General features: G+C 57.4%; 26 protein-coding genes. 10 read left to right on the top strand and 16 right to left on the bottom strand.

From position 1 onward, the window contains the following. The first annotated feature begins 48 nt into the window (after window positions 1-48). Complete coding sequence (locus CPY64_RS17775) at window positions 49-723, top strand: GntR family transcriptional regulator (protein WP_042485044.1); 675 nt, start codon at window positions 49-51, stop codon at window positions 721-723. 70 nt (window positions 724-793) lie between these two features. Here the strand turns inward: CPY64_RS17775 and CPY64_RS17770 are convergent, their stop codons facing one another. The 3 genes from CPY64_RS17770 to CPY64_RS17760 are packed head-to-tail and all read right to left on the bottom strand — an operon-like array spanning window position 794 to window position 4043. Continuing rightward, window positions 794-1819: a CaiB/BaiF CoA transferase family protein gene (locus CPY64_RS17770; RefSeq protein ID WP_042485047.1), complete on the bottom strand. Its 1026-nt coding sequence runs from the start codon at window positions 1817-1819 to the stop codon at window positions 794-796. Continuing rightward, the gene (locus CPY64_RS17765; RefSeq protein WP_042485049.1) at window positions 1816-2817 is read right to left on the bottom strand and encodes a YhdH/YhfP family quinone oxidoreductase; all 1002 of its coding nucleotides are present in this window, start codon (window positions 2815-2817) and stop codon (window positions 1816-1818) included. The genes CPY64_RS17770 and CPY64_RS17765 overlap by 4 nt, the downstream gene beginning before the upstream one ends. 14 nt (window positions 2818-2831) lie before the next feature. Then, window positions 2832-4043 carry a CaiB/BaiF CoA transferase family protein gene (locus CPY64_RS17760; protein ID WP_042485052.1) on the bottom strand — a complete coding sequence of 404 codons (1212 nt, stop codon included), beginning with the start codon at window positions 4041-4043 and terminating at the stop codon, window positions 2832-2834. 158 nt (window positions 4044-4201) lie between these two features. On the opposite strand from CPY64_RS17760, the gene CPY64_RS17755 reads away from it, so the two are divergent. Genes CPY64_RS17755 through CPY64_RS17735 form a run of 5 tightly spaced genes read left to right on the top strand, consistent with a single transcriptional unit; the run spans window position 4202 to window position 9120 of the window. Further along, on the top strand, window positions 4202-5011 hold the full coding sequence (locus CPY64_RS17755; protein ID WP_042485057.1) for an IclR family transcriptional regulator: 810 nt from the start codon (window positions 4202-4204) through the stop codon (window positions 5009-5011). A gap of 24 nt (window positions 5012-5035) precedes the next feature. Further along, entirely contained in the window at window positions 5036-6184 is a 1149-nt protein-coding gene (locus CPY64_RS17750; RefSeq protein ID WP_035269439.1) for an acyl-CoA dehydrogenase family protein, read from the top strand. A 41-nt stretch (window positions 6185-6225) separates the two neighbouring features. Next, window positions 6226-7191: a tripartite tricarboxylate transporter substrate binding protein gene (locus CPY64_RS17745; RefSeq protein WP_042485060.1), complete on the top strand. Its 966-nt coding sequence runs from the start codon at window positions 6226-6228 to the stop codon at window positions 7189-7191. A gap of 1 nt (window position 7192) precedes the next feature. Further along, the gene (locus CPY64_RS17740; protein ID WP_042485064.1) at window positions 7193-8302 is read left to right on the top strand and encodes a nitronate monooxygenase; all 1110 of its coding nucleotides are present in this window, start codon (window positions 7193-7195) and stop codon (window positions 8300-8302) included. Beyond that, on the top strand, window positions 8302-9120 hold the full coding sequence (locus CPY64_RS17735) for an enoyl-CoA hydratase/isomerase family protein (protein ID WP_042485067.1): 819 nt from the start codon (window positions 8302-8304) through the stop codon (window positions 9118-9120). Before CPY64_RS17740 ends, CPY64_RS17735 begins: the two co-directional genes overlap by 1 nt. A 9-nt stretch (window positions 9121-9129) precedes the next feature. On the opposite strand, the gene CPY64_RS17730 is transcribed toward CPY64_RS17735, so the two are convergent. Genes CPY64_RS17730 through CPY64_RS17715 form a run of 4 tightly spaced genes read right to left on the bottom strand, consistent with a single transcriptional unit; the run spans window position 9130 to window position 12651 of the window. Continuing rightward, complete coding sequence (locus CPY64_RS17730) at window positions 9130-10566, bottom strand: NAD(P)/FAD-dependent oxidoreductase (protein ID WP_042485070.1); 1437 nt, start codon at window positions 10564-10566, stop codon at window positions 9130-9132. Next, on the bottom strand, window positions 10559-10849 hold the full coding sequence (locus tag CPY64_RS17725; protein ID WP_042485073.1) for a (2Fe-2S)-binding protein: 291 nt from the start codon (window positions 10847-10849) through the stop codon (window positions 10559-10561). The genes CPY64_RS17730 and CPY64_RS17725 overlap by 8 nt, the downstream gene beginning before the upstream one ends. Beyond that, window positions 10842-12071: an NAD(P)/FAD-dependent oxidoreductase gene (locus CPY64_RS17720; protein ID WP_080723757.1), complete on the bottom strand. Its 1230-nt coding sequence runs from the start codon at window positions 12069-12071 to the stop codon at window positions 10842-10844. The genes CPY64_RS17725 and CPY64_RS17720 overlap by 8 nt, the downstream gene beginning before the upstream one ends. 43 nt (window positions 12072-12114) lie before the next feature. Continuing rightward, window positions 12115-12651, bottom strand: a complete 537-nt coding sequence (locus tag CPY64_RS17715; RefSeq protein WP_026483973.1) for a helix-turn-helix domain-containing protein — start codon at window positions 12649-12651, stop codon at window positions 12115-12117. A gap of 361 nt (window positions 12652-13012) precedes the next feature. On the opposite strand from CPY64_RS17715, the gene CPY64_RS19225 reads away from it, so the two are divergent. The 3 genes from CPY64_RS19225 (at window position 13013) to CPY64_RS17695 (ending at window position 16244) form a co-directional block, all read left to right on the top strand. Further along, window positions 13013-13927, top strand: a complete 915-nt coding sequence (locus CPY64_RS19225) for a Rid family hydrolase (RefSeq protein ID WP_226791426.1) — start codon at window positions 13013-13015, stop codon at window positions 13925-13927. Between the two features lie 43 nt (window positions 13928-13970). Then, window positions 13971-14894, top strand: a complete 924-nt coding sequence (locus CPY64_RS17700; protein ID WP_042485077.1) for a dihydrodipicolinate synthase family protein — start codon at window positions 13971-13973, stop codon at window positions 14892-14894. Between the two features lie 165 nt (window positions 14895-15059). After that, window positions 15060-16244, top strand: a complete 1185-nt coding sequence (locus CPY64_RS17695; protein ID WP_123794695.1) for a porin — start codon at window positions 15060-15062, stop codon at window positions 16242-16244. Window positions 16245-16494: 250 nt separating this feature from the next. Here CPY64_RS17695 and CPY64_RS17690 read toward each other — a convergent pair whose 3' ends face one another. The 7 genes from CPY64_RS17690 to CPY64_RS17660 form a co-directional block, all read right to left on the bottom strand. After that, window positions 16495-16950 (bottom strand): GFA family protein, encoded by a 456-nt coding sequence (locus tag CPY64_RS17690; RefSeq protein WP_042485080.1) that lies wholly within the window; start codon window positions 16948-16950, stop codon window positions 16495-16497. 67 nt (window positions 16951-17017) lie between these two features. Next, window positions 17018-17308, bottom strand: coding sequence for a helix-turn-helix domain-containing transcriptional regulator (locus CPY64_RS17685; protein WP_042485083.1), 291 nt, complete (start codon window positions 17306-17308; stop codon window positions 17018-17020). After that, window positions 17289-17582 carry a type II toxin-antitoxin system RelE/ParE family toxin gene (locus CPY64_RS17680; protein WP_455768288.1) on the bottom strand — a complete coding sequence of 98 codons (294 nt, stop codon included), beginning with the start codon at window positions 17580-17582 and terminating at the stop codon, window positions 17289-17291. Before CPY64_RS17680 ends, CPY64_RS17685 begins: the two co-directional genes overlap by 20 nt. Before the next feature lie 338 nt (window positions 17583-17920). After that, window positions 17921-18751, bottom strand: a complete 831-nt coding sequence (locus CPY64_RS17675; RefSeq protein ID WP_042485088.1) for an alpha/beta hydrolase — start codon at window positions 18749-18751, stop codon at window positions 17921-17923. A 7-nt stretch (window positions 18752-18758) separates the two neighbouring features. Beyond that, the gene (locus CPY64_RS17670; RefSeq protein ID WP_051316312.1) at window positions 18759-19793 is read right to left on the bottom strand and encodes a TRAP transporter substrate-binding protein; all 1035 of its coding nucleotides are present in this window, start codon (window positions 19791-19793) and stop codon (window positions 18759-18761) included. A 39-nt stretch (window positions 19794-19832) separates the two neighbouring features. Further along, window positions 19833-21122 carry a TRAP transporter large permease gene (locus tag CPY64_RS17665; protein ID WP_042485092.1) on the bottom strand — a complete coding sequence of 430 codons (1290 nt, stop codon included), beginning with the start codon at window positions 21120-21122 and terminating at the stop codon, window positions 19833-19835. Continuing rightward, window positions 21122-21604 (bottom strand): TRAP transporter small permease, encoded by a 483-nt coding sequence (locus tag CPY64_RS17660; RefSeq protein WP_042485095.1) that lies wholly within the window; start codon window positions 21602-21604, stop codon window positions 21122-21124. Before CPY64_RS17660 ends, CPY64_RS17665 begins: the two co-directional genes overlap by 1 nt. Before the next feature lie 478 nt (window positions 21605-22082). Here CPY64_RS17660 and CPY64_RS17655 point away from each other — a divergent pair, with 478 nt between their 5' ends. Further along, window positions 22083-22550: a GNAT family N-acetyltransferase gene (locus tag CPY64_RS17655; RefSeq protein WP_042485098.1), complete on the top strand. Its 468-nt coding sequence runs from the start codon at window positions 22083-22085 to the stop codon at window positions 22548-22550. Between the two features lie 170 nt (window positions 22551-22720). Here the strand turns inward: CPY64_RS17655 and CPY64_RS17650 are convergent, their stop codons facing one another. Further along, window positions 22721-23422 (bottom strand): pseudouridine synthase, encoded by a 702-nt coding sequence (locus CPY64_RS17650; RefSeq protein WP_042485099.1) that lies wholly within the window; start codon window positions 23420-23422, stop codon window positions 22721-22723. Window positions 23423-23666: 244 nt separating this feature from the next. Continuing rightward, on the bottom strand, window positions 23667-26120 hold the full coding sequence (gene gyrB, locus CPY64_RS17645) for a DNA topoisomerase (ATP-hydrolyzing) subunit B (RefSeq protein ID WP_042485102.1): 2454 nt from the start codon (window positions 26118-26120) through the stop codon (window positions 23667-23669). Window positions 26121-26185 lie beyond the last annotated feature (65 nt).

Here is a 26185-nt window from a genome sequence, read left to right as displayed (position 1 = left end):
GGCTGCGGCCTTAACTTGTTTTTTGTTTGTAGCGGAGTTCCAGACCTCATGCATGCCAAGCTTTCCGGTAAGTTGCAGGCCCGTCCACACTATGTAGACGAGGTCTACCGCATCCTGCTCGATGCCATCAGCGACGGCTCCCTGGCCCCCGGCTCGCGAATCACTCAGGAAGACATTGCCGAGCAGCTCAAAGTGTCACGTTCGCCCGTGCTGCAAGCCATCCAGCTCCTGAAAAAAGATGGATTGCTGCAAGACGCCGAAGGGCGGGGCGTCATGGTGGCCCCGCTGGATCTGGAACATATCGGGCATCTGTACCAGGTGCGGGGTGCCTTGGAAGCGTTGGCAACCAAGCTGGCGGCACGTCAAAGTGCCGTACTGGACCCGGACCTGATCCGTCTGGGCCGCAAGGTTGCTCGTGGTCATGACGTACGCGCCATGATCGAAGCCGACGAAGCCTTTCACAAAGCAATTTACGAAGCGTCGGGCAACCCCATGATCGCCGAGAGTGCACAGGTTCATTGGGTACACCTGCGGCGTGTCATGGGGGCGGTACTGCAATCGGCAGAACAGCGTCTGTCCATCTGGGACGAACATGAAGAACTGGCTGCGGCCATTGCGTCGGGCGACGAAGCGGGCGCCCTTGCCATCTGCGAACGGCATATGCACAACGCCAGCGACAAGCTGCTGACCCGCCTGCAGGAGATATTGGAACAACCGGTCTGAATCCAGGCAAAGCCACAAAAAACGCCCCTTGTTCAGGGGCTTTTTTTTTACGACAACTATTTCTGGTCTGTCAGCAGGAAAACCGGGGAGCCGCAGCCGGCTGGACCACCCCATCCGAACGTACAAAACTGCCACGCTCGACAAAGTGAGGATGTGTCACGGTTTCCGCCAAGGAAAGTACCGGTGTCACGCACGCTTCTGTCCCGGCAAACACCGCTTCCCAATGAGCCCTGGGATATCGCCCGAAAATCTCGGCAAATCGTTCTTTCATTACGGGCCAGGCGCTCTGATCATGTTGCTGGGGAAGGCTGTCCGAATCCAGACCAAGACCGTCAAGCAAGGCCTTGTAAAAACGCGGCTCAATCGCACCCACCGCCACTGCTTTATGATCAGCCGTCTGGTAAGTCGAATAGAAGGGTGCTCCTCCATCAAGCAGATTGCTGGCACGCTGATCCTGCCATTGCCCTGCCTGCCAACGACCCAAAATCGGGGCTAACATCAACAAGGCCCCATCCACCATGGCGGCATCCACAAGCTGCCCTTTGCCGGTACTACGAGCCTGCATTAAAGCGGCCAGAACGCCGACCAGCAGCAACATGCCGCCCGCACCAAAATCCCCGATCAGGTTCAAGGGTACCGCCGGCGCACCGTCTGCCGGGCCGATAGCATGCAACACACCACTCAAGGCCAGATAGTTGATGTCATGGCCCACCGTGCTGGCCAAAGGCCCGGACTGGCCCCAGCCCGTAATCCGGCCATACACCAGTGCCGGATTGTGTTGCCAGCAATCCTGCGGACCCAGTCCAAGACGTTCCATCACTCCGGGGCGCATTCCCTCTATCAACACATCGGCCTCTGCGGCCAGTTCCAGCACCCTGGCGCGTCCGGCAGCAGACTTCAAATCCACTGTTTCCCGCTGTTTGCCTCGTGTCGTGACTTCAAAACGAGGATCACGCACGATCCCCATATCAGCTGGTTCTGGCCTGGCAATACGAACCACGGTAGCCCCCAGGTCCGCCAGAATCATCCCTGCCCAAGGCACCGGCCCAATAGCCTCCATCTCCAGAACCCGTACCCCTGCCAGCACCTGATTCATAGGACGTCTCCGTAGGCGACCAGACTGCGACCATGTGCGGCACCCTCCAATTGGCGTTGCACCAGATCAGGGACATCCGCCAATTCGACGACATGCACATACGGTTCCAATAGGGCAAAGTCGGGACGCCATTCTGTCGCCAATCGATTCCAGACACGGTAGCGTTGCTCCCACGGCGCATTGGCCAGCACCCCAAAGATCTGCACACGCCGCACGAAGAAAGGCAACACACTGCCTTCAAACGTATTGCCTGCCGCATTACCCACCGAGGCAATCTGACCAGAGTCGCTCATCGACCGAAGCAGCCAGGACAGCACCGCCCCACCCACATTGTCGATGGCCGCCGCAAACCGGGCGGTCTCCAAAGGACGATTGGACTGTGTGATCGCGGTATCCAGCACCTCGCTGGCACCCAGTTGCTGCAAAGCGGGGGCCAACTCAGTACGCCGTGTCAAAGCCACGACCTCGTAGCCCGCCTGCGCCAATAGAGCAATGGTCAACATGCCTACCGCGCCATTCGCCCCTGATACCGCCACAGGGCCCGATTGTGGCGTCAACCCCTGAGCCTCGAACCTGTCCAGGGCCAAACCCACCGTAAACCCCGGTACGCCCAAAACAGCCGCTTCCCGCAAGGACAGCCCTGACGGGATTTTCTGCACATGGTCACCCGACACATGCAATTGCTGTGCAAAGCCGCCGTCCTGGGAAATGCCCATATCAAATCCATGGGCCATAACCGGATCGCCCACGGCAAAGGAGGAATTGGCCGACTCAATAATCTGGCCAACCGCCTCTATGCCACCCACACGCGGGAAGTCCCGAATGATGCGTGCCAGCCCTTGAATAGCCAGACAATCCTTGTAATTCACACCGGCATAGGCCGTGCGTATCCGGACCTCTCCTGGCGACAGGCTGACTGGAGAGCGCCACTCCAAGGCGTTACTGACCGTCTCGCCGTTCTGTCGCGTTACTAAGGCCTGAAAGTCCTTGCCATGCATCGCCTACTCCTTTTTTAAATGACGCCTTGTGCACGCAGTTCGGCCAAGGCCCCGGTATCCAAGCCCAAGGAGGCATAAATCTCGGCGTTATGTTCCCCCACCGCTGGCCCGGTGTGAGGCACGGGCATCGCACGGCCTACCACTCTGGGCACAACACAAGGCGCGGGCAGGCTGCCGTACTCCGGATCGGCCAAACGAATGATCATCTGCCGCGACTGAAAATGCGCATCAGCCTTGATGTCCTCAATATCGTAAACCTTGCTGAACGGCACCTGGAACTGGTCCAGCAGGGCACTGACCCGGTCAAAACTCAGCCCGGTGAAGCGGCGTTCCAACTCGCTATCGAGCGCCTGCATATGCTGGACACGATGAGGCAAAGTATCAAAGCGCGGGTCCTCTATCCATTCGGGGTGCCCGAGCGCCTGACAAAGCCGCTCATACACCGCCTGCGATGAAGCGACCACAGTGAAATACACCCCGTCCTGGCTGCAGTACATATTGGACGGAGCCGTATAGGTCGTACGGTTGCCCACGGCATGCCGGACCTGGCCCAACTGTTCATGCTCGACCGCCAAAGGGTCAAACAGACGGAAAAGGGCCTCTGTAGCGGCCAGATCCACCTCCACACCCCTGGCTTGCGGATCGGCGCGCAAGCGCGCAATTTCCGCAGCAATGGCAAAGGCACAGAACACACCAGCGATCGAATCCCCAAAGGGGAAATTGCCATGCAACGGCGGGCCATCGGGCATACCCGTCAAATTGGTAAAGCCGCTCATCGCTTCAAATACCCGCGCAAAGCCGGCCCGCTGGCGATAAGGCCCCGTCTGCCCAAAGCCCGTCAGACGCACCACGATCAGACGTGGATTGATGCGATGCAAAGTCTCGATATCCAAACCCCAGCGATCCAGGCTGCCGGTACGAAAGTTCTCGACCAGCACATCAAAACCCGCAATCAGCTCCAGGAAAATTTCCCTGCCGCGTGGCTTGCGTACATCCAGGGTGATGCCCTTCTTGCCGCGATTGGCCACCTTCCACCACAAGGGCTGCCCATCCTTGACCGGCTGCATGTGACGCAAGGCATCACTGCCATTGGGAAGCTCCAGCTTGACCACCTGCGCCCCATGATCCGCACACAGTGTCGCCCCGCTGGGAGCCGCAAGAACTGTGGCCATATCAAGAATACGCACCCCAGCAAGCGAGCCGGTATGGGAGTCATTTTGGTTCATGGTTGTCCGGATCAAAAAGTGATGAAGAGCACCATTTATGACCCAGCCTATCCACTCGGGCAATATAGGATTTCGCACAGCGAAACAGTCTGTCCGAATCGTTGACTCCACCTTTTGGAGAACGAATCATAAGTCCACCTGTTCGGAGAATCTGCCACGTGAACACCATTACTTTGCCCGGTTTGGTCAACCCGCATGACCTCTCGTCCGACCGCCAGTTCGCCATGAATCTGGCGCGCGGCATGGAGGTATTGCGCTGCTTCACCGTACACACTCCATGGCTGGGCAATCGCGAGATTGCCGAACGAACGGGCCTGCCCAAACCAACCATTTCCCGCCTGACCTACACCCTGACCCTGCTCGGTTATCTGGATCGGGACCCGCAGCGCCAGAAGTACCGGCTAGGGCCGGGCGTGCTCTCGCTGGGCCATCCGCTACTGGCCAGCATGCAGATCCGCCAGTCGGCCAAACCCATCATGGAAGCCCTGGCACGCAGCACGAGCTGCACGGTCAACCTGGGTATTCGGGACCGGGGCAATGTGATCTACATCGACTCGGTGCGTGCGGATACGGCCAACCATCATCTACCCGACATAGGCACTTCACGCCCGCTGCTGCCCAGCGCTATTGGACGCGCCTTGATCCTGGCTCATCCCATGGCCGAACGCACCGCCATTCTGAACTACCTGCGCATTCACGATCCACACGCCTTCGAGAGCCACCAGAAGCTATGGACCGACGACGAGCAACGCTACAAACGTGAAGGCTATTGCCTGTCCAAAGGTGACTGGCATGTCGATATCCATGCCATCGCATTGCCGGTGCGCCGCATACCCGGTGAATCACCCGTCGCCATGAACTGCACCATTGCTGCCCATCAGGCGCGCAAAGGCTATCTGACACAAGACGTATTGCCACAGCTGAAGTCGGCCGTACTGCAACTGGAACTGGCCCAGGGCCTGCACTGACACCCCCTTTTTTCGGAGAAATCCATGATACGTGATGCCGCCCGACTCGATGCCTTGCTACATGAAGTGCGCGAGTTCCTCCACGCTGAATGCCTGCCATTGGAAGCCCTGGTGGACAAGAACGACCAGATCCCCGAAAGCGTGGTGCAGGGCATGCGAGAGCTTGGGCTGTTTGGCCACAGCATTCCCCAAGCCTACGGCGGCGCCGGTCTGACAACCGAAGAGTTGGCCTTGGTCAATATCGAAGTCTCCCAGGTATCTGCCGCTTTTCGGGCCCGCTTTGGGGGCAATACCGGCATCGCGTCCGAGTCGTTGGTCGTGGATGGAACTGAAGACCAAAAGAGGCGCTATCTGCCCCTATTAGCCTCCGGAGAAGTAACCGGCTGCTTTGCGCTGACAGAGCCCGATGCAGGCTCGGACGCCACCGCTCAAAAAACGGTCGCAGTACGGGACGGGGACTACTTCGAAATCACCGGAAAAAAGTGCTTTATCACCAATGCGCCCATTGCCGATTTGTTCACTGTGTTTGCCCGCACCGACCCCGACTCCACAGGCTCTCGCGGCATCTCCGCTTTCCTGATCGAACGCGGCACTCCAGGGCTGCACACGCCCCCGGCCTACAGCAAGATGGGTCAGCATGGCTCGCCCGTGGGTGAGGTCGTGCTGGACAAGGTACGTGTCCATAAAGACGCGATTATCGGCGGCCTGGAAGGGCAGGGTTTTCGCACCGCCATGAAAGCGTTGAACAAGCAGCGCATCAATCTGGCGGGCCTGTGCGTGGGCCCCGCATTGCGATTGGTTGACGAAATGGTGCGCCATGCCCGCACCCGTCAGCAATTCGGTCAGGACATCGCCCAGTTCCAGCTGGTGCAGCAAATGATTGCCCAAAGCAATACCGAAGCCTATGCCGCAAGAGCGCTGGTCCTGGAGACTGCCCGCAAACGGGACGCTGGCCAGGACATCACCCTGGAAGCATCCATGTGCAAATTGTTCGCCTCTGAGATGTGCGGTCGCGTCGCCGACCGGGCCGTGCAGCTTTTTGGTGGCAGCGGCTATATCGCCGACAACGTTGCTGAACGCTTTTATCGAGACGTACGTGTATTCCGTCTTTATGAAGGCACCAGCCAGATTCATATCGCCAACATCGCCAAGCAGACCCTGGCACGGGCCTGAACACCGCGCCAGACCCACACCATAATAAATCCGGAGACAATATGCGATTCCTGCACCTGCCCCTTGCCTGCCTGCTCACGGCAGCCCCATTGGCCGCCGCCCACGCTGCCTACCCCGACAAACCCATCAAAATCGTCGTCCCGTTTTCGGCCGGCGGTATTGTGGATTCCGTAGCCCGCCTGGTGGGGGAAAAACTAACCAAGCAGCACGGACAAACGGTAATCGTGGAAAACCGCACCGGCGCGGGAGGCGCTATCGGTACGGACTACGCGGCGCGCGCCCCAGCTGATGGCTATACCTTGCTGCTGGTCAGCCCCAGCCATGCCGTCACCACCAGCTTGCAACCCCGTGTCACCTGGGACCCGGTAGAGAGTTTTCGCGCTATTGCTGGCTTTGGGATTGTCCCCAATGTGATTGTGGTGCACCCCAGTGTGCCGGCACAGAACATGGCACAGCTGATCGAGCTGGCCAAAAAGAAAGATCCACCACTGACATACTCGACTGCAGGTATAGGCACATCCAACCACCTGTCTGGCGAATTGCTGGCTCAAGAAGCCCAGATTCCCCTGACGCACATCCCCTACAAAGGGCAAAGCGATGCCTTGAACGATCTGCTGGGTGGGCGCGTGGACCTGATGCCTTTGACGGCAGCCCTGGCCATGCAACATGTCAAAGCGGGCAAGCTGCGCGCCTTGGCTGTGACCACCAGCGAGCGCGCCAAAGCCTTGCCCGACCTGCCCACCGTGGCGGAATCCGCCAATTTGCCCAACTACTCCATCGGGACGTGGTTTGGCCTGGTCGCTCCGAAAGCAACACCAGACGAGATTGTGAATCAACTCTACAGCGATATGCAGGCCATTCTGGCCATGCCCGACGTACAGGAGAAATTCAATATGCTGGGTATGGAGCTGAACCCGCAATCGCCCCAGGAGTTCGACGAGTTTGTTGCCGCTGAACAGAGCAAATGGGCCCAGGTCATCAAGCAAGCCAATATCGAGAACAATTGATATGAGTCTGCTGCGTACTCCCCTGTGTGACACCCTGAATATTGCTCACCCCATCTTCGGGTTTTCTCATGAACCCGATGTGGTGGTGGCAATTGCCCAGGCAGGGGGTTTCCCTGTTTTAGGCCTGGGGCGGGATGCACCGGACGACATTCCGGCCATCATCACCAAGGTCGAACAGGCTCTGAACGGGCTGCCCTATGGCATCGACTTGATGCTGCCGAGTAAGGTCCCCGCCCAGGCAGACCCCGAAAGCATGCGTGCCAGCCTGCCCAATGAGCATCTGGAATTTGTGGAGTCCCTGCGTCAGCGCTTCAAGATAGAAGCACCCACACAGCCCAGCTTCTTTACCAGCCATGTGCGCTCAGAGGCTTTTTTTGAGGCGCAGATCCAGGCCGTGCTGAACTCCAAGGCCAGCGCTGTCGCCACCGCCATTGGCATACGGCCCGAATTGATTCAGGCAACCCGCGCGCGAGGCAAAGTGACGATGTCCCTGGTCGGTTCAGTACGCCACGCCCACAAGGCCATGGCACTGGGTGTGGATGTACTGGTAGCCCAAGGCTATGACGCGGGCGGACACACCGGACCGATCGGCACCATGGCGCTGCTGCCACAGATTATTGCCGTCGCAGGCAGCACACCCGTTCTGGCTGCGGGGGGCATCGCTACCGGCGCACAAATTCTGGGCTGCATAGGGATGGGAGCACAAGGAGGCTGGCTGGGCACCCTCTGGATGGCCGCCAAGGAAAATCACACGCCACCGGCCCTGCTGAAACGCTTGATCCAGGGAGACAGCGAAGACACCGTCATCTCTCGTGCGCACAGCGGCAAACCATGTCGTGTCATCCGTAGCGAGTGGATTGACGCCTGGGCCACAGCGGACGCACCCACTCCTTTGAATATGCCCTTGCAACAGGTTCTGACAGGCGATGTATTTGCCTCCATTCATCAGCACAACAATCAGGATCTGATTTACGAGGCTGCAGGCCAAAGCATTTTCGGTATTCAGGAATTGACAACTATTGCCGAGCAAATGACGGGCCTGGTCAAAGGCATGGACACCGCCTGGGCTCGCTTGCAAAGCATGGCTCAGTACACGCCCAAGGAGCCCTGATGTCTGCCCACCTTGAAGTCTCCAGCCTGCATATTGAGGAAGGTATCGCCATCTTCACGCATCAACATCCTGCCTCCCGCAATGCCATGTCCGAGTCACTGCGCAAGGACTACATGCGGATGCTGGAGCAGGTTCGAGCCAACCCGCAGATACGGGTCTTGATCCTGCAAGGCTCCGAAGGTGCCTTTTGTTCGGGCGGCAATATTCACGAGATGGCACAACGGCATGCCGATCCACAAGCCAGCTCCCCCATGGCCACACGCCAGCGGCTGGATCACAGCAGCTCCTGGCTACGCCAATTGCTGGAACTGGATGCACTGCTGATAGCGTCTGTAGACGGGGCTGCAGCCGGTGCGGGATTCAGCCTGGCCTTGCACGCGGATTTCATTCTGTGCAGTGCACGCAGTCGCTTTCGCATGTCTTTCCCCCGCGTTGGGGCCGTCGCAGATTTTGGCGCGCACTATCTGCTCCCGCGCATGGTGGGCCTGTCAGTCGCCCGCGACCTGCTGCTGACAGGCCGCAGCCTGACGGCAGCCCAGGCAAGGCGGTTGGGCTTGGTCCATGCCGTCCATCCTTCCGAACACTTGCCCACGGCTACGCTTGCATTCGCTCGCCGCCTGCTGGAAGGTCCACCCGAAGCCCTGGCACTGAGCAAACGTCTTCTCAACCTAAGCTTCGACATGAACTATGGAGCACTGTCCAACCTGGAGGCCCTGTCTCAGGCCGTATCCATGAATACCCGCTACCACCAGGACTGCGTACAGCAATTTCAGGCCGGCCAAACACTGGCTTATGACTGGGATCGGCAAGAAAAATAAGCAGGCCGCTTATTTCATATTCGCCAACACCGCGACCGGCACAGGCTTCACAGGCGCTTGAGCCTTGTAAATTCCCACTTGATCCATACCCCTGCCCAAACGACTGGCCAGCATCTGCGCCACGGTGTGTTGGCAATAGCGTCCCTGGCACATCCCCATTCCGGTACGGCAGGCCAGTTTGATGCTGTTAATGTCCGCCACATAAGGATGGGCATCCAGAAACTGATTCACCTCCTGTGCCGTGACTTCCTCGCAGCGGCACACCACCGTATCCGGAGTGATTGCCTGGGTCAGTGCCTCCAGCTTGGGGGCCGACAAGGCAATAACAGTGTCGGTAAAACGACGATTACGACCCAGGCGCAGTTGCAGGTCGGCAATGGTTTTTTCTATCTCTGTCACGGCAGCTGGCTGCTGCAACTCCAGCACACATTGCCACGCGGCTAGTTCACCTTGCAGATGAGCATTGAATGCCCCTGCAATGCCCGTCTGCTCTCCAGCAACCAGCACGCCTGACTGGGTACTGCGCAGCCTGTCATCATGCTGCACCAGCCAGCCGCCAGCGGCACTGTCCCACCGAACAGCGCAGCCAGCCTGACGCGCCAATTCCGTACTGGCGAGCAGGCCATAACCCACGACCACCGTATCTGCCTCTACACGTCTTTGTGTGCCCGCCATGGCGTGCCAGTTTTGACCGACGTTACATAGCGTGGCAGCCTGAACGGACTCGTCCCCATGAGCACGCTCTATACCCGTAGCAAAGCGCAAAGGCACGCCATGACGACGCAGTTTCAACAAGATCGTCAGCAGTTGTTTAACCAGCCTGGACTGTCCTGGCAGGGCACGCGTAGCGCGCAGCATTTCCTTCATGGACGGCAAGCTGCGGGCAATGGCAACTTCGGCAATCTGTGCACCGGCATCCAGCAACAACTCAGCAACCAGAAGCAGCAAGGGATGGCCGCCCACCAGCAGGAAACGCTGTCCCGGCATCAGGCTTTGACTCTTGATCATGGTTTGCACTCCACCGGCGCTCAGCACGCCCGGCAAGGTCCAACCCGGAAAGGCCACGGGCAAGTCATAGGCCCCGGTCGCAATCAACACCCGGCGAGCTTTCAGCACGGAAGCACCCTGTGGGCCAGCAGTGCCGATCTGACGCACATGTTCATTCTGCGGGTCGTCAAAAATCCCCCACACCAGGGTACTGAAATGCCACTGCACGGCCGTGGTGCCACGCGCCCATTCAAACAAGCGGTGTGAAAAAGGATAGGTGTGCATGGAGTCCGGATCCGCCGCTGCAAACTCCTCGGGTGCCTGCCTGAACACCTGCCCACCAAAGCGCGGTTGCTCGTCCACCACGGTCACGCTTAAACCCTGTGAGCTGGCAATACGGGCCGCAGACAGTCCTGCCGGACCTGCCCCCACAATCAATAAATCCAGAATGTCAGACATGGTCGGCTACCTCGATCTGCATGCCGCTACGCACCGTGGTCATGCAACTGCGCTGCCCCTGCATACCGTCAATGGTCACAATGCAGTCAAAGCACACGCCCATATTGCACACCGGACGACGGGGCGCGCCACTAGCGGTACGGCGAAAGGCACCGACACCGGCCGCCAGCAAGACTGTCGCCACGGTTTCACCAAGATAACAGGCTGTCTCATGACCATTGATAGTCACCACGGCAGGCTCGAAGCGCTGGCGTTTGTGCAGCAAGCGTTGTGCGTCAGGCAAAGGTCAAACTCCTAAAACGATCAGGGTCGTAGGCAGAAATATCCAGGCTGGGAGGCTGGCCCAGCATCTGCGCCACCAGCAAATGGGCGTAGGTCAAACCCAGGGTGAAGGCGGCTCCGCCGGTAGCAATGAACAAACCAGGACGGTGCGGCACCTGACCCAGCAAAGGCAGTTGGTCCGCCACCAGAGAGGTCACCCCGGTCCAGGAGCGCAAGACAGGCAAGGAGGCCAATTGAGGAACCACGCTGCAGGCGGTATGCACGCTGCGTTGCAAAGAATCCAGGTTCAGGCTGGGTTTGCGTTCCAGATCCGCGATCCCATTACGGTGATGCAGTGTGGAAGGCCAGCCGCCGCCAATCAGCACCGTACCTTCTGCGGTTTGCTTCAAGGACAGGCGTCGCCCTACGTGCTGGAACAGGTAATCCATGAAGGGGGCGGTGCGCGCAGTGGCCGTCATGGTCAGGGCAATCGGGCTGACGGGTAACTGCGAACCGGTCATTTGCGCAATACGCCCGGACCAGACACCGGCAGCAATCAGAACCTGCTTGCTGCGGCATTGCTCGCCACTGAGCACTTGGGCATGCCAGTCAGAACCCACACGCTTCAAGTCCACAACCTGGCATTGGCTGACGATCTGTGCCCCCAGAGCACGTGCGGCGGCGGCCAGGGCCAGACTGGCGCGACGCGGGTCGGCTTTGCCTTCATCAGCACAAAAAGCCCCCATCAGCACGGAGTCCGACAAATAGGGCGCTTTGACTTGTAAAGCGGCCCGGTCCAGCAGCTCGACCTGCAGACCAGCCTGGTTTTCCAGACGGCTTTTTTGTTCCAGAACCTGGGCTTGCTGAGCCGTTTCTGCCAGCATGAAGCCGCCTTTCTGGCGCACACCCACCGACACACCCAACTGATCTTCCAAAGCCCGCCAGCGGGCAATGGCGTCCACATGCAAGGGCATGGCTTGCAAGGCGCGTTTGCTGGCCTCCAGGCCCGCCTCGATCATGCGGTATTCCATCTGGAAATGCAGGCTGCCCGCGTTCTGGCTGGATGCCTGCAGGCCCAGCTCACCTTGTTCGATCAAGGTCACGGGCACACCCGCCAGGCTCAGGTAATAGGCAGCGGCGCAGCCCAGCAGCCCGCCGCCAATGATCAGGACATCCGTCCGGGTGGGCAGGGTGCCAGGGGCACAGGCAGGTAGGGGGGAAAGAGAATCAGGCTTGGGGCTCATAGTGTAGTGATGCGGTACACCGTTCGCCCCGGATCAAGACAAATCAGGGGACGGGCGGGGTAATCGACATGATGATTTCCGCTTCCTCCGTTCCCCGGTTCAGGTAACGGTGGCTTTGGCGTGCATCAAAGCTGATGTTCTCACCAGCTTTGACGTCAAAACTTACCTTATCAATCTCTGCAGTAATGACACCCCGGACTACATAGACACTTTCCAGGGACGGGTGCGACATATCGTCCATGGACTGTTGACCGACTTCGTAAACAGCCCGGAACACTTCCATCTCGCCATTGCCCCGGGTGAGCCGTTCATAGACGACGCCCCCACGCGGGCCACGCAGCAACATGCGTTCACCCGGGCGGCTGATCCATACCGACGGCCCCTTGCTGGTATCCATGAACAAGGAAGACATGGATTCCCCAAAGATCCCGCTGAGCTTGCGCAGGGTCGTCAAACTGGGTGTGGTGACACCGCGTTCTACCTGACTGAGCAGCGTGGGCGAGAGCTTGACCATCTGCCCCAACTCCCGCAGGGACAGACCCTTGGCCACGCGCAGCTCATGAAGTCGTTTGCCTATCATTCTGAAGTCCTATGTTCGTGTAGTTATGTGTAGCCGAACTTCACGAATTATAGGGTAAGAGAGGCAGCCTAATGGTGTGCAAATGCATGTTCTGAAACTGCACAAACCGTGCAGTTTCAGTGCTGAATTCTTCCAGACTTTACACGTGTGCACAAGTACTTTACACGTAACATCGATATGGACGTCACAAACATAAATCACAAGCCATTGTTTATAAACAATAATTTACCTAGGGAAAATACGTAGCCCAGTTTTTCAACAAAAAACTACAGGCCTAAAGTATTATTTATACCGTAAATTATGTGCAGTTTTATTGCACAATCTTGTATACAGCCCCTGTACGGGCACAAACGGAGACTTCATGACATCGCCTGTTTTGCCATTGGCTATTGAACAAATTGATCACGCCGCCTGGACCGTACCCGATCTGGATGCGGCCATTGCTTTTTATGAACGCCTGTTTGGTGCCCGCCAGCTCTACCGTCTGGGGCCCATCAACAGTGCCGATCTGCCCCGTTCTGCTCAAGGCAAAGACTGGACCCACGCTCACCTGGACGTCCCCGATGCCAAGCTGGAACTGGCCTTTATGGTCCTGCCCAATGGCTTTCATATCGAGCTGTTTTCCTACGCACAACCTGCCAGCGACACCCAAAAGGCCCTGAAGTCCAATCATGTGGGTGCACATCACCTGGGTTTTCTGGTGGCCGATCTGGATCAGGCGGTTGCACAACTTGAACAGCACGGCTGCACAGTGCTGGATCGAATCGCCTTCGATTCGGGCCCCACTGCGGGAGCCCAGTTTCAATACTTCACCGACCCCTGGGGCAATATTTTTGAGCTGGTACAGCGCAGTGCGCCACTGAACGCCCCCCAGGGCCGTGAGTGCGTGAATCCGGCATCGCTCTACAACAGCACCAACTTCGGTTTTTCGCACGCGGTCGTGCAGGACAACAGCCGCACCGTGCATCTGGCCGGACAAGTCGCCTGGAATGGTGAAGGGCAGTTAGTGGGCGCAGGCGATCGCATCGCACAAACCCGCCAGGCTTTGCAGAACCTGAAAACCGTCCTGAAAGAAGCCGGTGCCAGCCCGCGCGATGTCGTGCGTTTGCGCACCTATCTGGTCGGCCACACACCTGAAGAGCTGGGCCCGATCTGCGCACTGATCAACGAGTTTTACGAGGGGGCCGAACCGGCTGCCAACACCTTGCTGGGAGTCGCCAATCTGGCGCTGCCAGACATGCTGGTCGAGATCGAAGCCACGGCACGTCTGCCCTGAGCCAGAGGCCTCCTCTTTTCTTCAACCCATACAAGTGACACACATGAGCAAGAAACACCGGGTGAACTGGAAGGGCTACATCCCGACCACCATCACCCCTTTTGATGAAGCACGACAGCTGGATGTACCGGCACTGCACAGCATGCTGGAATGGCTGCATGCCGAGGGCATGCACGGTCTGTTTGTAGGCGGCACCACCAGTGAATGGACCAGCCTGTCCAACCAGGAACGGGTAGAGCTGTTCCGCGCCAGTGCCGACGCCATGCGCGGCAAGCTGCCGTTGCTGGCGGGCTGTACCGGCTACACACCCGCCGAAGTGGTCGCTCTTGCTCAAGAGGCTCAGGCACTGGGCTATGAAGGGGTCGTGATTGCACCGCCCCCGTATGTACGCCCCAACGACAAGGAAATCCTGGCCTTTTACCAGCAGATTGCCAAAGAAATCACCTTGCCTATCGTGATTTACAACTGGCCTGCCGGGACCGGAATCGATTTGTCGGTGGATTTGCTGGAGCAACTGAGCGATATCGATGGTGTCGTCGGCATCAAGCAATCCAGCCCCAGCATTGAACAGTTCATCAAGACGCTGTTCCGCCTGAAAGACAAGGTCCGTGTGTACGGCTTTCGCATGGACGAGCACGGCCTGTCCCTGCTGCAAAGTGTGGATGGCGACGGCACGATTGGCGCAGGCGGCGTGTTGGGCCGTTATCAGCCTGATTTTTACAACCACATCTGGCGCGGCGATATAGACGCTGCCCGCGCCTGCGGCCAGAAAGACATACAGATTCTGCAACGCTGGTACACCCCCGAGCTGATCGGCCGCTACGGCTCTTCGCCCTCGGTGCTGAAAGTTGCATTCAAGATGCGCGGCGTACCCGTGCAGCCCTATGTACGCCGCCCCATTCTGGAGGTCGAGGACACCGAGATAGACGTCATACGCCAAACTTTGGTCGATCTTGAACTGATCTAAGACCCCTGCCGCGAGTACCGCCGGTACTCGCCCCACACCCCCTTCGCTGGTACACGGCGCAGGCACTTTGCCCTGCCTGCTTTGTTGCGCCTGTTTCTTGCTGCATCACTTGCGGTAGGGGGATTGCTGCACGCTTTTTTTATCTACCACGAAGGAGAAGAGGAATTGAAAACAAGAAATAAAACCGCGGTCAGTACGGCCCTGTTTTTACTGATGGCCAGCTCGGCAGCCCACGCATCCATCACCCTGTACGGGATTCTGGACACGGGTGTTGGCTACGACATGAACAAAGGCAATAGCAGCTACAGCCGGGACCGAACCGATGCTACCGAGTTCAAGACCTCGCGTCTGGGCCCCAACAGCGGGGTGCACTTTGGCAGCCGCTGGGGTATCCGTGGCACGGAAGATCTGGGCAACGGGCTGCAAGCCAAGTTTGTGCTGGAAAGCGGCTTTGATGTGCCTACCGGCCAATCCATTCAGGGTGGTCGCCTGTTCGGCCGTCAGGCCACACTGGGTCTGGCAGGCGAGGACTGGGGCCAGGTGGATTTCGGCCTGAAGAACAATATGCCTACCGAATACTTCAGCATGGCTCACCCCTTGGGTGGCGGTGGCGGGATTGTGGGCTTTGGATCGACCTTCAGCGTGGCCAACACGGTGCGTTACGACAACCAGATCCAATACCAATCGCCCACGCTGAACGGCTTTCAGTTCGGTATTGGCTATTCCTTCAACATCAACGGCAAGCAGCACTGGGATAGCGAGCGCCCGGACGGCACCAACAGCAAGGACAGCAATATCCGTGCAGTGACCACCGGCCTGCGCTACAACAACGGCCCCTTGAGTGCCGCTCTGGTGTACGACCAACTGCACATCAATAAACAGTCTGCCAGCGGCGCACGTCCTGCTGCCGACTCCACCCGTGTCAGCGCCTGGGCGGGTGCGGCCAGCTACGACTTTGATGTGGTCAAAGTTTTCGCCGGTATCGGTCAAACCCGTGACGGTCTGTTTGCTACCCAGGTCTTTGGCCTGAGCAACGTCACCAACCCCTTGCCATCCTTTGCTGCGGTACCGGGCCTGCGGATCAACTCCTACTCCTTTGGGGTGACCACACCCCTGGCCGGTGGACGCTTCTCGCTGGGCTGGAACATGGCTGATCCACGCAGCTTGCCAGAGAGCATTACCGGCCCCAATGCGCAAACCAAACGTCAGCACGTGTACTCGGTGGGTTACCAGTACGACCTGTCCAAACGCACCATGGTGTACGTATACGGCGGCTATGCGCAGAACCTGACCTTCCTGCCAGACGCACGCGCCACACAGCTGTACGTGGCCTTCAACCACAAGTTCTAAAGCGGGACGCCCCTTCGGGGGCCACACCCTGACTCGCTGTACTGTTTTTCCGTAGATACGCGATTCTGTTCCGCGATATCTGTTTTTATACGCCCCTCTGCGCTAGTCGTAAGGGGCGTTTTTTTAACCACCGGGCCGTTCCCAAGGCGTAGCACCCCATGTAAAAACGTTCCTCGGCGGGTGGCTACAAGCCGAAGGTGCAGCCTGAAGGTATTTCTTATTGATCGCAGCACAAAGCAGGCAGGCAACGTCAGTCGTCCTGCGCCTCCGGATTAGCCTTATAGCGCAGCCAGCCGGCAATCACACTGCCACCACCCGATCGATCCTTGGGATGACTGCGGCCTTCATTAACCGGCACTTCCTCAAAATCGAAGGGGCTCATGCCTTCAATACAGGCCACATTCACACCATACTGCTCCGGGTTGGAGCGGCGCTGATGGAAGGTATAAATCCCGCAATGCGAACAGAAATAATGCCGGGCCTGCCCGGTGTTGAATTGATAAAGCGTCAAGGCATCCTGCCCTTGCTCCACCTGAATATCTGCCAGGTTAGCCGACACCGCCACCGCCCCGCGCATGCGGCAATACGAGCAATTGCAACGGCGTGCGGAACGCAGACCATCGGTCAGCTTCACATTGAAACGAACGGCTCCGCAATGGCAGGCCGCTCTGTACACAGGGCGAGTATCAGGGGTGTTTTCAGTCATAAGTGGCTTTGAATCACAAGGAGGCCAAGGTGGGAAATGTCATGCTAAATCATGATCCGCCAGAAGCCTACAAAGGCTGCACCGCAAGACGCAGGCCCATTGCCTTCAAAATGGCCGTCAGGCTGCTCAAGGCCGGATTCCCCTTGGGGGACAAGGTCCTGTAAAGCTGCGTCGGATTTAACTGCGCCTGCTCAGCAACTGCCTGCACACCACCAAAAGCCTGTGCCAATTGACGCAACACGATCAGGAGTTCGGCCTGATCCCCGTCCTCCAAAATCTGATTGATAGTCTCTAATGCCAAGGCCGGATCACTGCGATACAGATCGGCCATAGCCTCATCATGTGACCTGCTTCTCATGGTCTTTTCTCTCCTGCCTGTCCTGCCAATAAATAAGCGCCCGATCAATATCCGCCTGCTGCGTTCGTTTGCTGCCACCACACAGCAACAGCACAATCCGCTGTCCGGCTTGAGCGTAATAGACACGCAGCCCTGGCCCTACATCCAGGCGAAGCTCCCAAACACCGTCTCGACAAAACCTGTGATCGCCAAAATTGCCATGTTCCATCCGGTTCGCACGTCGGATCAAGGCCACCTGAGTTTTCCGATCACGTAAACGGCCAAGCCACTTCATGTACACATCCTCCTGCGTACCAGCCGTTAAGTAATGTTTAATACGATATTGAGTCATTTTCGTTTATAGACGAATACAAAGCAATAGTAGAAGAAGGCAAAAACTTGGGCACTTGTACAAAGGCCATGATGCCCTCTGCACACTACCCATATCCGAAACATCAGTATCTTCGCCAAGTACTTGGCATGTCACGGCTCAGCGTGACATGAATGTCACCCCTAGGCTGGAACACAGTCCTGAACAACAAGACCCAACTCGAGACTGCTAAGAAGCAGGTACAAAAAAACCGGGCCAAAGGCCCGGTAAAAGTGGTTTGCCTAACGAAAGACAGAGATAACTCAATTCCTTGCCAGCGCAACCAGACGCGCTGACAGTACGGATTCTTTATCAGCCAAGGCCGCGATCACGTTGTAGTGATTTGTTCCCGGCAGGCTGCGGTACACCGCATCCACTCCTTGCCTGGACCAGGCCTTGGCCAGTTCCTGGCTTTGACGATGAAACTCCGAGGTTTCATCCCCCCCTACCCAGGCCTCGAAAGGCTGGCCATGTGCAGGGGCAGGCCAAAACAAGGGGCTGGAGGCTCGGGCGGTTTGAGCATTGAGCTGCAAGGCATCATTAATGCCGATATGCGTCAGCGGTTCCAGGTCATACAGGCCGGACAAGCCCAGGCCCGCCTGCAATATATCGCCAGGCAAATCCGGCGCAAAACCAGGCCAGTCGGTGGCCAGCAGACAGGCTGCCAGATGCCCTCCTGCCGAGTGGCCTGCCACCACGATCGGGCGCTTGAAACGTCGCCAGACCGTCGCACAAGCCAGGCGCAGTTCATCAATAATCTGCGCCACGCTCGCCTGCGGGCACAAGGTATAGGTGGGCAATACCGTAATCAGGCCGTTATCCACGCTGCCTTGTGCCAGATGGCTGAAACGACGCTGGTCCATGGATTGCCAATAACCACCATGAATGAACATCAGCACCGCCACATCCGAGCGCTCCACAACCGGAAAGTGAATGTCCATGACATTACGCGTTTCCGGGCCGTAAGGCTGATTGGCTTCATGACGCGAACCAGCCCGAAACTGCTCGGCCAACCCCGACCACGAGGCCACAATCTCCTTGTGATCGGGCACATGCCAACTGGCGTTGTACTCACTTTCCAGATGCTGTGTCATGACGGGTTTAGTCCTTGGGAACGCCCAGTTCGGCCGCTACGCGATCCAGCTCGGCACGGTAGAAGTTCAGCGCTTCCTGAGCCTCCACACCCTTGGCTTCGCTCAACCATTGCTGCTCAATCACCGCCAGCTTGGTCTTCATGGCTTCCAGCTGCTCGCCTTCAATGCGGTGCACCTTGATGCCTTCAGCGCTCAAGCGATCAAAAGCCGCCATATTGTTCTTTTGCCAGATACCCGAGAAACGTTTGACCAGAGCTTCACCCGACAAGGCATCAATCGCGGCACGGTCGGCCTCGCTAATACGCTGCCAGCTGCGCTCGTTAACCACCATGAACTGGCTGGAAGCGGAGAAACCACCGGGCAGGACGAACAGGTTCGGCATAAAGCGCGCCAGATTGAAGTCGATCACTGTGGTGTAGTTCTGGAACATGCCATCAATAATGCCGCGCGAAATCTGGTCATAGGCTTCGGTCAGCGTTGAGGAAATCGACACCAGCCCCAACAGCTTGGCGATACGCTCCACCAGCACACCGGGAATACGGATCTTGGTGCCATCCAGCTTGTCCAGGCTGTCTACCTTGGCAGCGGTCCACAACTGGTACGAACCAGGAACCCACGCGCCCAGTAACTTGGTACCGGCGTGCTCGTTCTTGCCCATGAAGTACTTCTGGTAGGTGCGCCAGTAGGCCAGCGAATTCACCTGAGCGTTCTCGGCCGTCATGGGCAGCTCCACCATTTCCGTCAGCTTGAAACGCTCCGGGGTATAGGAGTGCACACCAATCGTCATGTCCGCCACGCCATTGCGCACCAGGTCGTAGTGCGAAGCAGGGGTGCCCAGGGGCGGCAGAACCTGAATCTTCACCCGTCCTTCCGTGGCCTGTTCCACATCCTTGGCCCAGGGATTCAACATCTCGGTCACCATGGGATGGGTGGGTGGCAACCAGTTGGAAAAACGCAGCGTGACGTTTTGTGCCTGCACGCTGGTGCTGGCTGCCAGGGCGACTGCCGCTACCCCCACCCATTTGCTAACTTGCTTAATCATGCTTATTCCTTCGAGAAAATCAGATTCAAAAAAAATGGCTTACATCAATGAGGGCAGAAACAAAGCAATGCCAGGAATGCCAATCAAGAGCGCCAGGCGCAGCAGATCAGCCAAAACAAAATAGATAACGCCTCGGTAAATGGTGCCCAGCGACATGGACGGCACCACGGAATTGAGCACGAAGACGTTCATCCCCAAGGGCGGTGTAATCAGGCCCACTTCGATCAAGGTCACCACCAGAATGCCGAACCAGATCGGGTCCAGGCCCAGGTTCGTGATCAATGGGAAGACAATGGGCAAAGTCAGCAGAAGCATGGACATGCCTTCCAGCATGCAGCCCAGGACCAGGTACAACACCACGATGCCCAACACGATGCCCCAGCCCGGCAAGTCCCATTGCTGGACTGCATCGGACAACATGGCGGTAAAGCCGGCCACGTTCACAAAGGTGGTGAAGATTTGTGCGCCCACCATAATCACGAAGATGGCGGCACTGGTCATGGCGGTTTCACGCAAGGCACCCATCAAGCTCTGCCAGGAGAACTTGCGACGCCAGATCATGATGAGCAGGGCACCGACCGCACCAATACCGGCCGCTTCAGTCGGCGTGAACAAGTTGCCGTAAATCCCGCCGATGACCAGCAGGAACAACAGTAAAACGGCACCGACACTTTTCAGGCCGCGAATACGCTCCAGCCAGGAACTGCGCTCTCCCGCCGTTGCCAGACCGGGAGTCATGCGAGTGGCCACCATCACCGCAGCGATATACAACACCATGCCCAAAATACCGGGCAATACGGCTGCAATAAACAGCTTGCCAATATCCGTGCTGGTCAGCACGCCATAGACAATCAGGGGCACACTGGGCGGGATCATGGCACCCAGAGTTCCGGCTGATGCAATAGCGCCACCTGCCAGGGAATCGGCATAGCCGTAGCGCTTCATGGAGGGGTACGCAACCCGGGCCATGGTGGCCGTCGTCGCAAAGCTGGAACCGCATACGGCCGAGAACATGCCGCCCGACAGCACTGTGGCAATGGCCAGACCGCCACGACGATGACCGACAAAGCGATAGGCCAGATCGAACAGGTCTTTGGAGACATCCGCCCGTGTTACCAGATTGCCCATCAGGATGAACAGTGGGATGACCGACAAGTTGTAGTTATGAACCAGGCGATACGAGGTTTCTGCGGCCATATAGGCGGCCGGGCCCCAATCGACTACGTAAGCAAAGCCACCAATACCAACCAGAGCCATCGCCACGGCGATGGGTACTTCCAGAACCATGAGCACGATCAGGATGATCATGCCAGTGACAACGACAGTCATTATTTTTCCTCAGCGAGCTCGTCGCCGTCGGCACTGAACAGTGCGGCCAGCGTGGACAGGGCGCACATCACCGCTGCAAAGTAAGCAAAAGGCGCCAATGGCAGGTCTGCAAATACCGCGCGCGAATTGGTCTGCGCAAACTGTGTACCCAAGGCCCACAGGTGATAAGCCAGAAAGGCCATCAGCACACCTGTCGCCACACGACTGCACCAGCGCAACAGACCTTGCATCAGCACGTTCTTGCCCACCAGAGAGCGCAGCAAGGACACTTTGACGTGCTTGCCACTCAAGGTGACAAAGGGCAGGGCGGCAAACACCATCACCCCGACCAGCACCTCGGTTAATTCAAAAGCGCCAGACAGCGGCCGCACAAAGCTGCGCATCATGACATCGGCAAAGGCCACCGCCATCAAGGCCAGAATGGCCAATGCGGACAGCCCGAACATCCAACTACAAACATGACGCAAGAAACGGGTCTGCATCAATCTCCTCCCCTCTATAGGCATTGCGTATAAATTTCAGCGCCTCGTGTAAATTTCGTGCATTAAATGTACACAAAATTTTCCCAAAAACAATGTGATATTACTTTAAACCTCTAGTTTTTTGAAAAAAATAAGCTTGGGGTTTTCCATTAAATATTTATAAAAAACCTGAATTCACAAGGGTTTCAGAGCCTCATTATGAAACCCGGGAAAAGAGCTTGCAGGAAAAAGACGGTCGTAAAGTACGTGCACAAATACTTTACAAAAACAGGGATAAATGTACAGAAGCGGCTTTCAGGAGGAAAGGGTGTACAGAGAACGAAGCTGGACCCAAGCTTCAGGCTTGCATGAAAGCGGATTACCCCTTGTTATTGAAGGGATATTCTGAACAGAAGATTTGCCTCCTCCCCGTGCCCGGCCTACCATCAAGACGCTTCTGTTTTCGCTTCCACTTTATTACTGACCAAGAGCCCGAACCATGCCCACCCTACGTCCCGCCCAACTTGCTGACATTGGCACGATTGGAGATATGTACGCCGAGCTATTTGCCCACATGCATCATTTGCAGCCGCACTACTACCTGGAAGCACGGCAGGACGAAGGCTTTATCCGGTCCATGATCGAGTCGGACCAGGCAGCCTTGTTTGTGGCCGAGAAGGACGATCAGGCGCTGGGTTTCATTATTGTTCAGCAGCAAAAGACCCCGCCGTACAACTGCATCACGCCGCATGACTTTGCCTATGTGATTGATCTTGTCGTGACAGAATCGGCACGAGGCATGGGACTGGGCAAGCTGCTGATGCAGACCGCCCAGGAGTGGGCACACGTGCGTGGACTGGACTACATCGAGCTGGGGGTCTTGAGCAATAATCGGGGCGCTATCGCTCTGTATGAGCAGCTGGGCTATGAACACAACACCAGCATCATGCGCAAGGCGCTTAAATAAGGCAGGACACCGCGCCACCAGACCCTTTGATGATTGATGCAGGTACAAAAAAGCGCTCAAACACATTCTGTTTGAGCGCTTTTTTTGACTGGTTTCCCAATGTCAGGACATCAAAGCCTTGGCCTTGATACACCTTTGACTTATCAAAGCCAGAACCAAGGACCGGGGGCTTAGCCTTCTTCTACAAACTGCTGCACCTCGGCCGGCGTTAAGTAGCGCGACTCTCCCGGCTCCAGACTGTCATCCAGGGAAAGCGAGCCAATGCGCTCACGATGCAGGGTCTGAACCAGATTCCCCAAGGAGGCAAACATACGCTTCACCTGATGGTATTTCCCTTCCTGAATGGTCAGCCTTGCGGTGCGTTCATCAATGCGTTCCAGCACAGCTGGCAGCGTTGGCTTGTCCTCGCCATTCAACAAGATACCGGCCTTGAACAGTTCTTCTGCATTGTCAGGCAAAGGCTCTGCCAAGGTCGCCACGTAGACCTTATCGCATTGATGGCGGGGCGAGATAATACGATGCGTCCACTGGCCATCATCCGTAATCAAAATCAGGCCGGTAGTATCCACATCCAAGCGACCGACGGTGTGCAAGCGCTCGCGCTTTTCTACATCGATCAGCATCATCACGGACGGGTAAGCACTATTTTTAAGGCTGCACTCGTAACCAGCGGGCTTATTGAGCATGATGTAACGCAAACCAACCAGGGCAAGCGGCTCGTCGTCCCAGCACACCACATCGCCCTCTTGCACAACGTGGGTGCCCTTAGTCACCACCTCGCCATTAACCGTGATTTCCCCGCTTTTTAGCACCTTACGTGCGTCTGAGCGACTCAGATCCGTACTCTCACCAAGAAACTTGTCCAGTCGCATTCCATTTCCAAACAAATAAGTTATTGAATAATTTACAACGTCTCTACGATCGGTCAGGGGGCCTTACGGCCGACGCCTGATCCTTAGGATTCAAGGCCCCTCCGTCATCACCAAAAAAATGAGCCCCAGCAGGAACGCCGGAGCCCATTTTATTCATCCGCATCGCTGCGAGGTTTTTCACGAATTCCTGAGATCGGTTTTCATCAAACCGAGAAGCTTTCAGAAACTGTGAGCACCGACAGCCTTAAATATCCAGGTTCCCCGCCTGCAAGGCATGGGATTCGATAAAGGCACGACGTGGCTCAACGTGATCACCCATCAGCGTGGTGAAGATCTGATCCGCATCGATGGCATCAGCGATCTGCACACGCAGCAAACGACGTACGGTGGGGTCCATGGTGGTTTCCCACAGCTGGCTGGGGTTCATCTCACCCAGACCTTTGTAGCGCTGCTTGCTAAGCCCGCGTTCGGCTTCGGTCAACAGCCATTGCATGACTTCACGGAAATCATCCACGGCGGTTTCACGACGCTTCTCGCCTTCACCACGAGCCACCATGGCGCCATCACCGATCAGACCGGCAAAGGTCTCGCCAGCGCGGGCCAGAGTTTGGTGATCGCCACCACGCACGAAGTTGCGGTCAAACACCGTGACACGGATGTTGCCATGGTGCAGACGCTGCACCACCACACGCCAGGATTCGCTCCCTTCATCAAAGGCAGCAAAGACTTTAACGACGGTGGGGGCAGCTTCGTCGAACAGCGCCTTCTCCAAATCCTGAGCAGTTTGTTCGGCTGCTTCCTGCGTGTCCAAGTTCAACTTCACGCCTTCAGCCAACGCTGACAGGGCATCACCGTCCATATGACGCGACAGACGCTCAATCACGGCCTTGGCCTTCACGTAGCGATGGGCGTAGTCGGACAGGGCTTCGCCTGTGATAGGAGCTGCACCTTCGGATGGTGTCAGCACTGCATCGCGCAGTGCCAGCTTCAACATGAATTCCGCTTCCTCGGCCTCGTCCTTCAGGTACATCTCTTCACGCCCAACCTTAACCTTGAACAAAGGCGGCTGCGCGATGTACACATAGCCACGCTCAATCAGTTCGGGCATCTGACGGTACAGCAGTGTCAGCAGCAAGGTACGAATATGAGCACCGTCCACGTCCGCGTCAGTCATGATGATGATGCGGTGGTAGCGCAGTTTGTCGATATCAAAGTCGGGGCCGATGCTGGTACCCAGGGCAGTGATCAGGGTAGTGATCTGCTCGCTGGAAATCAGACGATCGAAACGGGCTTTTTCTACGTTCAGCACCTTGCCGCGCAACGGCAGGATGGCCTGGAATTTACGGTCTCGGCCTTGCTTGGCCGAGCCGCCTGCGGAGTCACCCTCCACAATGTACAGTTCGCACAGGGCTGGGTCTTTTTCCTGGCAGTCGGCCAGCTTGCCGGGCAGGCCAGCGCCTTCCAGCACGCTCTTGCGACGTGTCATTTCGCGGGCTTTACGGGCCGCTTCACGGGCACGGGCTGCTTCCACGATCTTGCCGCACAAGGCCTTGGCGTCGTTGGGGTTCTCCAGCAACCAGGTCTCCAGGGTGCGGGCCACGGCTTCTTCCACGGCGGGACGCACTTCGCTGGACACCAGCTTGTCTTTGGTCTGGCTGCTGAACTTGGGCTCGGGCACCTTCACCGACAGCACGCAGACCAGGCCTTCGCGCATATCGTCACCGGAGGTATCGACCTTGGCTTTCTTGGCCAGTTCGTTGTCGGCAATGTACTTGTTCAGCACGCGGGTCATGGCCGCACGCAGACCGGTCAGGTGGGAACCACCGTCGCGCTGGGGAATATTGTTGGTGAAACACAGCACGGTTTCAGCGTAGCTGTCATTCCACTGCATGGCCACTTCAACCGATACCGGCGTGCCGCCAGCATTGGACTCGGTAGCCACGCTGAACACGTTAGGATGCAACGGGGTCTTGTTGCGGTTGATGAAGTCCACAAAGCCTTTGACACCGCCCAGAAAGGCAAAGTCTTCTTCCTTGCCCTGGATCTCGTCAACCAGGCGGATCTTCACGCCATTGTTCAGGAAGGACAGCTCGCGCAGACGCTTGGCCAGAATTTCGTGGTGGTATTCGATGTTGCTGAAAATTTCCACGTCAGCCAGGTAGCGCACGCAAGTACCCGTGCGGCCTTCAGCCAGACCAGTCACGGCCAGGGGCGCAGTGCGCTCACCACGGCGGAACTCGACCTGGTGTTCGTTGCCGTTGCGCCAGATGGTCAGCAACAGCCATTCGGACAGGGCGTTCACACAAGACACACCCACACCGTGCAAACCGCCAGACACCTTGTAGGAGTTCTGGTCGAATTTACCGCCAGCGTGCAGTTCGGTCATGACGATTTCAGCGGCGCTGCGCTGGTGTTCGTCGTCCTTGTGGATATCGGTTGGAATACCGCGGCCGTTATCACACACCGAAATGCTGTTGTCGGAGTGGATGGTGACGACGATATCGTCGCAATGACCGGCCAGCGCCTCATCAATCGCGTTATCCACCACCTCGAAAACCATGTGGTGCAGGCCGGTGCCATCGGAGGTGTCCCCGATGTACATGCCTGGACGCTTGCGCACGGCCTCCAGGCCTTTGAGCATTTTGATGGAATCAGCGCCGTAATCGGCTGGCTGGGTGGTCGTGGTTTGATCGGTCATAGCATAAAACCTTGTAATAGCCTGTCTGCTTCAAGCGGGTATGGCCCGGCGGGCCATACCGGTCA

The organism is Alcaligenes faecalis, assembly GCF_002443155.1.
Lineage (GTDB): Bacteria > Pseudomonadota > Gammaproteobacteria > Burkholderiales > Burkholderiaceae_B > Alcaligenes > Alcaligenes faecalis.
Note: the sequence above shows the minus strand (reverse complement) of the source record. Positions and strands in the feature narration are given on the sequence as shown.

What these genes read in the sequence shown, in the direction of transcription:
- CPY64_RS17775 (WP_042485044.1), top strand. Translation starts at nt 49, where the DNA reads ATGCATGCCAAGCTTTCCGGTAAGTTGCAGGCCCGTCCACACTATGTA.
- CPY64_RS17770 (WP_042485047.1), bottom strand. Translation starts at nt 1,819, where the DNA reads ATGAATCAGGTGCTGGCAGGGGTACGGGTTCTGGAGATGGAGGCTATT.
- CPY64_RS17765 (WP_042485049.1), bottom strand. Translation starts at nt 2,817, where the DNA reads ATGCATGGCAAGGACTTTCAGGCCTTAGTAACGCGACAGAACGGCGAG.
- CPY64_RS17760 (WP_042485052.1), bottom strand. Translation starts at nt 4,043, where the DNA reads ATGAACCAAAATGACTCCCATACCGGCTCGCTTGCTGGGGTGCGTATT.
- CPY64_RS17750 (WP_035269439.1), top strand. Translation starts at nt 5,036, where the DNA reads ATGATACGTGATGCCGCCCGACTCGATGCCTTGCTACATGAAGTGCGC.
- CPY64_RS17745 (WP_042485060.1), top strand. Translation starts at nt 6,226, where the DNA reads ATGCGATTCCTGCACCTGCCCCTTGCCTGCCTGCTCACGGCAGCCCCA.
- CPY64_RS17740 (WP_042485064.1), top strand. Translation starts at nt 7,193, where the DNA reads ATGAGTCTGCTGCGTACTCCCCTGTGTGACACCCTGAATATTGCTCAC.
- CPY64_RS17735 (WP_042485067.1), top strand. Translation starts at nt 8,302, where the DNA reads ATGTCTGCCCACCTTGAAGTCTCCAGCCTGCATATTGAGGAAGGTATC.
- CPY64_RS17730 (WP_042485070.1), bottom strand. Translation starts at nt 10,566, where the DNA reads ATGTCTGACATTCTGGATTTATTGATTGTGGGGGCAGGTCCGGCAGGA.
- CPY64_RS17720 (WP_080723757.1), bottom strand. Translation starts at nt 12,071, where the DNA reads ATGAGCCCCAAGCCTGATTCTCTTTCCCCCCTACCTGCCTGTGCCCCT.
- CPY64_RS17715 (WP_026483973.1), bottom strand. Translation starts at nt 12,651, where the DNA reads ATGATAGGCAAACGACTTCATGAGCTGCGCGTGGCCAAGGGTCTGTCC.
- CPY64_RS19225 (WP_226791426.1), top strand. Translation starts at nt 13,013, where the DNA reads ATGACATCGCCTGTTTTGCCATTGGCTATTGAACAAATTGATCACGCC.
- CPY64_RS17700 (WP_042485077.1), top strand. Translation starts at nt 13,971, where the DNA reads ATGAGCAAGAAACACCGGGTGAACTGGAAGGGCTACATCCCGACCACC.
- CPY64_RS17690 (WP_042485080.1), bottom strand. Translation starts at nt 16,950, where the DNA reads ATGACTGAAAACACCCCTGATACTCGCCCTGTGTACAGAGCGGCCTGC.
- CPY64_RS17685 (WP_042485083.1), bottom strand. Translation starts at nt 17,308, where the DNA reads ATGAGAAGCAGGTCACATGATGAGGCTATGGCCGATCTGTATCGCAGT.
- CPY64_RS17680 (WP_455768288.1), bottom strand. Translation starts at nt 17,582, where the DNA reads ATGAAGTGGCTTGGCCGTTTACGTGATCGGAAAACTCAGGTGGCCTTG.
- CPY64_RS17675 (WP_042485088.1), bottom strand. Translation starts at nt 18,751, where the DNA reads ATGACACAGCATCTGGAAAGTGAGTACAACGCCAGTTGGCATGTGCCC.
- CPY64_RS17670 (WP_051316312.1), bottom strand. Translation starts at nt 19,793, where the DNA reads ATGATTAAGCAAGTTAGCAAATGGGTGGGGGTAGCGGCAGTCGCCCTG.
- CPY64_RS17665 (WP_042485092.1), bottom strand. Translation starts at nt 21,122, where the DNA reads ATGACTGTCGTTGTCACTGGCATGATCATCCTGATCGTGCTCATGGTT.
- CPY64_RS17660 (WP_042485095.1), bottom strand. Translation starts at nt 21,604, where the DNA reads ATGCAGACCCGTTTCTTGCGTCATGTTTGTAGTTGGATGTTCGGGCTG.
- CPY64_RS17655 (WP_042485098.1), top strand. Translation starts at nt 22,083, where the DNA reads ATGCCCACCCTACGTCCCGCCCAACTTGCTGACATTGGCACGATTGGA.
- CPY64_RS17650 (WP_042485099.1), bottom strand. Translation starts at nt 23,422, where the DNA reads ATGCGACTGGACAAGTTTCTTGGTGAGAGTACGGATCTGAGTCGCTCA.
- gyrB (WP_042485102.1), bottom strand. Translation starts at nt 26,120, where the DNA reads ATGACCGATCAAACCACGACCACCCAGCCAGCCGATTACGGCGCTGAT.